At 43.8% G+C, this 8,431-nt stretch carries 8 protein-coding genes and 1 pseudogene; 3 read left to right on the top strand and 6 right to left on the bottom strand.

Translation table 11 applies throughout. From position 1 onward, the window contains the following. From gcvP to WBA23_RS18365, 5 genes are all read right to left on the bottom strand, one after another. Positions 1–2,342, bottom strand: a 2,342-nt coding sequence (gcvP, locus tag WBA23_RS18345) for an aminomethyl-transferring glycine dehydrogenase (protein ID WP_424583733.1), incomplete at its 3' end; no start/stop codon positions are given. A 339-nt stretch (positions 2,343–2,681) separates the two neighbouring features. After that, the gene (locus tag WBA23_RS18350; RefSeq protein WP_424583734.1) at positions 2,682–3,239 is read right to left on the bottom strand and encodes a C40 family peptidase; all 558 of its coding nucleotides are present in this window, start codon (positions 3,237–3,239) and stop codon (positions 2,682–2,684) included. A 4-nt stretch (positions 3,240–3,243) separates the two neighbouring features. Next, complete coding sequence (locus WBA23_RS18355; RefSeq protein WP_424583735.1) at positions 3,244–3,714, bottom strand: hypothetical protein; 471 nt, start codon at positions 3,712–3,714, stop codon at positions 3,244–3,246. A gap of 11 nt (positions 3,715–3,725) precedes the next feature. Next, positions 3,726–4,262, bottom strand: a complete 537-nt coding sequence (locus WBA23_RS18360; RefSeq protein ID WP_424583736.1) for an acyl-CoA thioesterase — start codon at positions 4,260–4,262, stop codon at positions 3,726–3,728. A gap of 94 nt (positions 4,263–4,356) precedes the next feature. Further along, positions 4,357–6,126, bottom strand: coding sequence for a sodium:solute symporter family protein (locus WBA23_RS18365; RefSeq protein ID WP_424583737.1), 1,770 nt, complete (start codon positions 6,124–6,126; stop codon positions 4,357–4,359). 112 nt (positions 6,127–6,238) lie between these two features. Between WBA23_RS18365 and WBA23_RS18370 the strand changes: the two genes are divergently transcribed. From WBA23_RS18370 to WBA23_RS18380, 3 genes are all read left to right on the top strand, one after another. Beyond that, entirely contained in the window at positions 6,239–6,832 is a 594-nt protein-coding gene (locus tag WBA23_RS18370; RefSeq protein ID WP_424583738.1) for a Crp/Fnr family transcriptional regulator, read from the top strand. Between the two features lie 63 nt (positions 6,833–6,895). Then, positions 6,896–7,354, top strand: coding sequence for an SRPBCC family protein (locus tag WBA23_RS18375; RefSeq protein WP_424583739.1), 459 nt, complete (start codon positions 6,896–6,898; stop codon positions 7,352–7,354). A gap of 8 nt (positions 7,355–7,362) precedes the next feature. Continuing rightward, positions 7,363–7,743 (top strand): hypothetical protein, encoded by a 381-nt coding sequence (locus WBA23_RS18380; RefSeq protein WP_424583740.1) that lies wholly within the window; start codon positions 7,363–7,365, stop codon positions 7,741–7,743. Positions 7,744–7,760: 17 nt separating this feature from the next. On the opposite strand, the pseudogene WBA23_RS18385 reads toward WBA23_RS18380, so the two are convergent. Continuing rightward, positions 7,761–8,431 (bottom strand): annotated as a pseudogene (locus WBA23_RS18385) (hypothetical protein); the annotation flags it as partial.

Consider the following 8,431-nt stretch of genomic DNA (forward strand, 5'->3'; position numbering starts at 1 on the left):
ATTTGTGTGGCGCGAGTTAACCCTTCACCGCCCATCATAGCAATGTAGGCGTAAGAAATCGGCAGAATACTGGCACTACCAATTGGTGCCGCCGAAATAGCCCCGTTAAATTCGCCATCGTAATTAGCTGGATTTTCGGGTAAGTAAGGAGCAAGATGCTCTACCACTCCAATTGGTCCCATACCGGGTCCACCTCCACCGTGTGGGATACAAAAGGTTTTGTGTAAATTAAGATGGCACACATCAGCTCCGATGTTTGCTGGGCTGGTTAAGCCTACCTGAGCGTTCATATTGGCTCCGTCCATATAGACTTGCCCACCGTGCTGATGAACCAAAGCGCATATTTCCCGAATATCTTCTTCAAAAACTCCGTGAGTAGATGGATAAGTAACCATCAACGATGCCAAATTTTCGCTATGCTTTTCAGCTTTGTCCTGTAAATCAGTAATGTCAATATTTCCGTGATCGTCGCACTTTATCAGTACAACTTTCATCCCTGCCATTACGGCACTAGCAAAATTCGTCCCGTGAGCGGAAGTTGGGATCAACGCAATGTTACGGTGACCTTCATTTCGCTGCTGGTGGTAGCTACGAATCACCATGAGTCCGGCAAATTCACCCTGGGCACCCGAATTAGGTTGCAATGAAACATCAGCAAAGCCAGTTATCTCGCATAACCAAGCTTTGAGTTTCTCCGCTAATTCCTGATAACCTTGCGTTTGACTGGCAGGAGCGTAAGGGTGCAGTTGGCCAAACTCCGGCCAGGTGATCGGAATCATCTCGGTAGTAGCATTAAGCTTCATCGTGCAGGAACCCAACGGAATCATAGAATGAACTAATGATAAATCTTTGTTTTCCAGCTGCTTAATATAGCGCAGCATCTCGTGCTCCGATTGGTAGCGGTTAAACACCGGGTGCTGGAGATAGTCACTTTCTCTTACCAGTGCATCTGGCCAGTCGAGTGATAAATTGTCAGCTTCGTCCTCCAGATTAAGCGAAAGGTCTTTTTTTAGCGCATCTTTGAACGCCGAAAGTATATTCTCAACATCATTCAATGTGGTAGTTTCATCTAGCGAAATTCTAATACTTTCGTCAGCCAAATAACGGAAGTTCATAAGATGCTTATCCGCTTGCTCTTGAAGTTCCTGCTGCTTAATGCCCGATACTTTCAGCGTATCAAAGTAGTGTTCATTATGCTGTTCTAATCCTAAGGATTGTAAGCCCTTATCAAGAAGTTTAGTTAGTCCGTGAGTACGCTGAGCAATATTTCGTAAACCACTCGGGCCGTGGTATACTCCGAACATACCCGCCATAACCGCTAGCAATACCTGCGCAGTACAAATGTTAGAAGTTGCCCGGTCGCGCTTAATATGCTGTTCCCTGGTTTGCAGCGCCATTCGGAAGGCTGGGTTACCCTGATTATCTACTGAAGCTCCGATAATTCTACCGGGAACCTGTCGCTTATATTCTTCCAATGTAGCAAAAAAGGCCGCATGTGGCCCTCCGAAACCCATCGGAACACCAAAACGCTGCGTAGTGCCCACTACACAGTCAGCGCCCATCTCACCGGGAGGAGTCAACAAGGTTAAAGCCAGAAGGTCAGAAGCCATGGCTACCTTTACCCCGTACTCCCGAGCCGATTGAATTAACGCGCTATGATTATGAATTGCTCCATCTGAATCAGGATACTGAAGAAGCATCCCAAATAGCTGATTGTCAGTTATATCTAGTTCGTCGGTTGAAGCAACAATTAATTCAATTTCCAGTGGTTCGGCACGGGTTCGTAATACATTTATTGTTTGGGGAAATGTGTTTTTATCTACGAAAAACTTAGTGGCTTGTTTTTTATCGCCTTTACGCAATCCGTAAAACATGTTCATGGCTTCGGCAGCAGCGGTTGCCTCATCGAGTAACGATGCATTGGCCAGTTCCATTCCCGTCAACTCCATCACCATCGTTTGGAAATTGACTAATGCTTCCAATCGACCTTGAGCGATTTCAGCCTGATAGGGAGTATAAGCGGTATACCAACCGGGATTTTCTAAAATATTTCGCTGAATAACTGCTGGTGTGGTGCAAGAATAGTATCCTTGACCTAAGTACGACTTCGCCACCAGGTTCTTTTGAGCTACTTTCCGAAGTTGGACTAAAAACCCCGTTTCCGTAAGTGCTTCGGGTAAAGCAAGTGGTTTTTTTAACCGGATAGAAGCTGGAACAGTTTCGCTAATCAACTCATCCAAAGATTCTACCCCAACGGCATTCAACATAGAAGAAACTTCGTTATTATCAGGCCCATTGTGGCGTTCTTCAAAAGGGAGGTACGATTGCACAGATAATTTCATGGACATTAATTAATCAAACTAAAAAGGTGACCAATATAAGAAGTGATACAGGTTATTGTGACTTAATCAGTTCAAATAAACAGGTGAAAGTTTATAGAATGGCTAACTTATTAGCTGAACTTATTGCTTTCAATCAAGCAACTTAAAAAGTAACTGAGAGGTTCAGAGAATACAGGAAATGAGCGATATGAAATGTGAAAAACTAAAAGAGAAAATAAGCTAATCGTTTAGTTTAGTAATAATTGATGACTAAGGTCTTTATACACATTCAAAACTAATTGAAAATTGACCACAGACTAATAGCAATTTAGCTGTGAATCGGTTTAGTAATTTGCTGGTTTAATTATTCAGAACCCGGCGAATACCCGCTAGGCGCGATTGGAAATAATCTGTTTCTAACTGATCTTCTACTACGCCCCGGCTAGAAGAAGCGTGAACAAAGTAGGTTACCTTCTCTTCTTGACGGGTGATCATTCCTACGTGGCTAATTTTCTCACTACTTCGGAAAAAAACAAGATCACCGGGTAGTGCATCATCCGTTGCTATGGATACTCCCTCCCGGAATTGCTGATACGATGATGCGCCCAGTGAAATTCCCAACTGACTATAAACGTAGCGAGTAAATCCTGAGCAGTCAAACCCCTGGGGAGTCTTACCAGCATACTGATAAGGTACTCCAATCTGAGCTTCGGCAATAAGTAGCAAACTATCGTTTTTAGTTAGCGTTTGAGGAATGAATGAGGCTACCTTAACGGAAGAATGTGTATTCGGAGTGCTAGATTCTGTATACTGCTGAAATGCTAAAGCTGAGAGTACTCCCAAAACAAGTAGCCAGCGTTCGCCTAGCTTTGCATCCTGAACAAAGTAGAAGTGTAGTGCCTGCTTAAATTTAGTCATTGAGCTATTCGGTTAGGAATAGCGTTTTTAGGCTGAGCCAGAGTGCTTTTTTCTTTTCAACATCAGTTGCAATCTCTGATAATGGATCTGCCCACAAAAACGCTCTTTCCGATTCGTCCTTTATAACCTCATACTTTCTCGAAAAGTTGCTAAACTGCCAATCTTCGGGGGGCATACCAAATGATATACATGATTTAAATTCCAATTTACTTTCCAATTGGTTGGGCGTTTTGCAGTGACTAACATTCACTAGACAAACATCTTCAAACGAAAGCTTGAGAGCCAACAAGATTTTCTCTAATAATTCCTTACCGGAATCAGAAACATGATGAGTTTCTAGCTCTTCAACAAGTAAGAGGATTCTACAGCGATTTTCACCTAACGGTTGATATACTGTTTCCCCTTGCGCTTCGTCTACGACATAAACGGGTTCTTGGAAGAAAAATGGAAGAAAATCTACGTTGGATTCAAGCATTGGTGTATGGGTTATTCTTTACTAGGGTCTGAAATATCAAATATTGAACGTAGTTCATTTGCTTCCCCCGGTTTCATTCGTCCGGCTAATACCAGCCGTAATTGGCGTCGGCGCAAAGCTCCGGCAAAGAGTTGCTGCTCATCTTCTGACTCAGGTACCAGCTCGGGCACTTTAGATTTCTGCCCCTGAAGGTTTACCGCTACCATAGTAAAAAACGCCCGATGGCTCTCTACCACTTGGCTACTGGGTACATCTTCAGCCTGCACTTCGATATGTACCTCCATTGATGTATTAAACGCCCGGGTCACTTTTGCTTCCAGCGTAACAACGTTACCAATTTTTATGGGATGGGAAAAGGACACATTATCCACTGAAGCAGTTACCACGTAGCTATTAGCATGCTTTTGAGCGGCGATCGCCGCCACAATATCCATCCAATACAACAGCCTTCCCCCCATTAAACCGTTTAGTCCGTTTGTATCATTGGGAAAGACCATCTCGGTCATCGTCGTAAATGATTCTTTAGCGGTTTTTTGTTTCTTAGTCATTGGTCTACAGTCAATAGTCCTTCGTCACTTCTAATAATTCACGATCCGTTTATAAATCCGGGCCCCAGAATCCGAAGTTACGGTTTCCGAGTCGTCACTCTGTTCTTAATCGTTTCCAGGCCCAAAAGAGAAAAGCTCCTCCGGCAATGGCAACTACGGTGAAAATACTGGCTAAACCACTATTACCATAAATCCAGTTACCCGTACTAAACAGCGCGGTATACACCGTGATGCTTCCGATTAGCACACACAGCAGTTCTAACGGTAGCTGTCCTGGTTCTTTTTCTAAAACTACCCCTTCCGCTTTCGCTTTGGTAATCACAGCATTCCAGCCCTTTCCGCCAGGTTTTATCTTTCGGTAAAAATTAATGAGCGTTTCGTCATCGGTAGGGCGCGTAAGGAAGGCCGATACTATCCAAATAATAGTCGTAAGCAGCGATCCGATTACAATGGTCTGCCAGCTTTCCAAACCGTGTTCGGCAAAGGTAAAAAAGCTTGCAATAATCAGCGAAACAATCATCGCTATAATTTCGGTCATAGCGTTTATTCGCCACCAGAACCATCGCAAGATATAGATCAGTCCCGTTCCGGCACCCAAAAGCAATAGCAGATCAAATGCCTGACTGGCATCGGTAAGAAGCAACCCTAATCCTAGTCCAAGAAAAGCCGAAAACACGGTGACTAAACGGGCAGCCCAAATTAATTGTCTCTGAGTGGCATTGGGATTAATAAAGCGCTGATAAAAATCATTAACTAGATACGAGGCACCTAAATTTAACTGAGTAGAAATAGTCGACATAAACGCGGCAATAAGTGAAGCGGCAACCAGTCCTAACAATCCCACTGGCAGCAACGTAAGCATGGCCGGATAAGCCACATCATCGCCTAGTTTATCCGCCGAAAGTGCTGGGAATACGCGCTGGATATCAGTTAGCTCCGGGAATACAACAATGGAGGCCAACGCAATTAAAATCCAGGGCCAAGGCCGCAATGAATAGTGCGCAATATTGAAAAACAGGGTTGCACCAATAGCATTGCGCTCATTTTTGGCCGAGAACATTCGTTGGGCAATATACCCGCCCCCTCCGGGTTCTGCACCAGGGTAGTACGATGCCCACCACTGCACTGCTAAAGGAACTAACAGTATCGGCACCCATACCGATGGATCGGAAAAGTCGGGCAGTAGCTGGGTCTTTTCCAGCACTCGTTCGTCGGATAATAATTTACTAAGACCACCCACCCGCTCGTGGTTCACTAGATAGATGCAGGCCCAAATAGAGCCAATCATGGCTAAAATAAACTGAACAAAGTCAGTGATAACCACCGCCTTCAATCCCCCAAAAGTACTGTATGCTAAAGTAATCGAACCTGCAATAAGCAGTGTAAGCCAACCAGGAAGACCTAGCACAATCTCGCCAAATTTGATAGCTGCTAATGATACTGCGCCCATCACCACTACGTTGAAAACTAATCCCAAGTACAATGCTCGGAATCCCCGGAGAAAAGCGGCAGCCTTCCCGCTGTAGCGCAGTTCGTAGAACTCTACATCCGTTAGCACCATAGAGCGTCGCCAGAGCTTAGCAAAGACGAACACCGTTAGCATTCCGGTTAGCAAAAATGCCCACCAAGCCCAGTTACCCGCTACGCCATCTACCCGAACTAGTCCAGTCACGAGGTTAGGAGTATCGGCGGAGAAGGTAGTGGCGACCATAGAAACTCCCAGTAGCCACCAAGGCATATTGCGCCCCGAGAGAAAGAATTCAGATACATTGTCACCCGCCTTTCGGGATACGACTAAACCAACAATTAAGACAAATAAAAAGTAGGCCCCGACAATGACCCAATCGAGCGTAGCAAGTTGCATGTAGTAGTATTTTCAGGTTTGGTTTAGTGAGTTCGGGCTGATTTGTTAAATGAGCGAGCTAATATACAGGTTAGAATTTTTAATTTTAGAAAAACGACACGGGTAAGTGAAAATGAATAGGTCAGAGCCAACAGTACTTAAGCAGTTTATTGAAAGGTATATTACGATCTCTTCAACCGATTGGGATGAAATTCAAGCTTACTTCAATCGTCGCGAATTAGAAAAAGATGAGATAATACTGCAAGAAGGTGAAATTTGCCGGCAGCTTTATTTTTTAGAAAGCGGCTTACTGCGCTACTACATTATGACAGATGGTGAAGAGCGAAATAAGTTTTTTACCGTAGCCCCTTACTTTTTCACTTCGCAATTTAGCTTCAACCAGCAACAACCCGCCAAAGAGACTATCCAGGCAATTGAAGATTCTATGATTTGGGAGGTAACATATCAAGAGAATCAGCAATTACTCCAATTAGAATCTTGGAATTTATTTGCCCGCAAAATTACTCAAGAGGTTCAATTCTTTACTGAAGAGATTTTAGAAGAGCTACAAACCGAAACTGCCGAAAACCGCTATCTAAAATTAATGAACAATCAACCCGAGCTGCTACAAAGAATTCCTCTGAAACATTTAGCATCCTACTTAGGCATTGCCCCTCAATCATTAAGTAGAATTAGAAAAAAATTAATGGCTAACGGCCGAAGTTAACCTAGGTGCAGTAGATTTTATCTGCGCTTCGTCAAATTTGAGCATCATAAAATCAAATGTACGATGCTCACGATAGATCATAAGAAAAACTACCACTTTGCCGGAACTATAGAAATTAACAGACCTCAAGCTGAAGTCTGGGATTTGCTGATTGATGTCTCAAGGTGGAAAGACTGGGATACTGAACTCAAGACATCTACGCTTAACGGAAAGTTTACGCTGGGTGCTACTGGAGAATTGATTCCTAAGAAAGGACCTAAGCTTAAATTTCATATTTCAGAACTCGTTCCGGGAAAATTTTATACGTTCAAAACGAAAATGCCAGTAGGATACTTAGTAATCAAAAGGACGTTAGCCTACCGAGATAAAACGACCTACTTCACCGATGATGTTCAGTTTACTGGTGCACTAAAGCAAATATTTGGAGTAATGTTAGGCCGAGGCTTCCAAGCTTCTCTCCCCGAGGTAATGAAAAACTTTAAAGATTTGCTCGGCGATCCCACAGCTAAGCAGCACAAATAGCCAATGGCATGATTGCTCTAAGAATTATCTACGTACTCAACATTATTGTAGCCGGTCAAATCGCTATATCGGCTATGTTCAATCCCGAGAGAGCGGCAGCCACAACTTTCGGAAATGCGTACCCGTCCACCGAAGTGATGCGATTAGTGGGTTGCTTGTGGTTAGGTATTACCGTTCTATCAATCCTTGGCCTCTGGAAACCAATCACTTTCTCACCAGTACTATTACTCCAACTGATTTACAAAGGCTCTTGGCTGCTGATAGTAGCACTACCCGCACTTCGAAATGATCAGCCCTTCCCCACCGGTATGGCAATCTTCTTCGTCATTTGGGTACTGGTTCTTCCATTTTTAATCCCCTGGTCGGCTTGGCTCAATGGAACTAACTAATTCTAATTTTCAAGTATTTACTCTTCCGAAGAAAAGTCTAATGAAGATTGCTCCACCGCTTGGCGATATTTTTGCCAGTCGTTCGTGTAAAACTCTTCCACTTCACGCTGAAATTCAACCACTAATTGCTCCGCTTGCTGTACCAACTGCTCGTCTTGCTGAGAGGGCATCCGTAAACGAGCTTGTAATGCCTGAAGAGCATCGGACACCTTAGAGTAAGCCGTAGTTTCAAACGATTGCCAAGCCCCTACTTGCTTTTCGGGTCGTTTGCCCTTAGCCATATTATTTAGCTGTTTGATATTATCTCGTATGCTTTTTGACTGCTGTTGAAGCTCGGCATATTTTTGATCATTGGATTCTTCAATTTGAGCTACTATCTCTTGAGCGATGGTATCGCTATCAGCCAATCGATTTAATGACTGAGCGAAGGAAGCTACTGATTTATCTAACTGTTTACGTAGCGTATACAGTGCTGCATCTACTTCCGGCTGTTGCTCGAAACGAGGATCGGGAATGACTCTCACCTGCGTAGTATCGGTCTCGCCAGCGTAGTCAACCACAATGGTGTAGGTTCCTGGAAGCACGGGGATTCGTCGGGTTTCATCGTTCATATAGGCGCCTGGCAACTCAGCATTTTTTTCGTTTATCTTCCAGATAACATAGTTCAAACCAGCAACAGTGTCTGATG

Origin of the sequence: Tunicatimonas sp. (genome assembly GCF_049647865.1) — a bacterium.
Taxonomy (GTDB): Bacteria; Bacteroidota; Bacteroidia; order Cytophagales; family Cyclobacteriaceae; genus Tunicatimonas.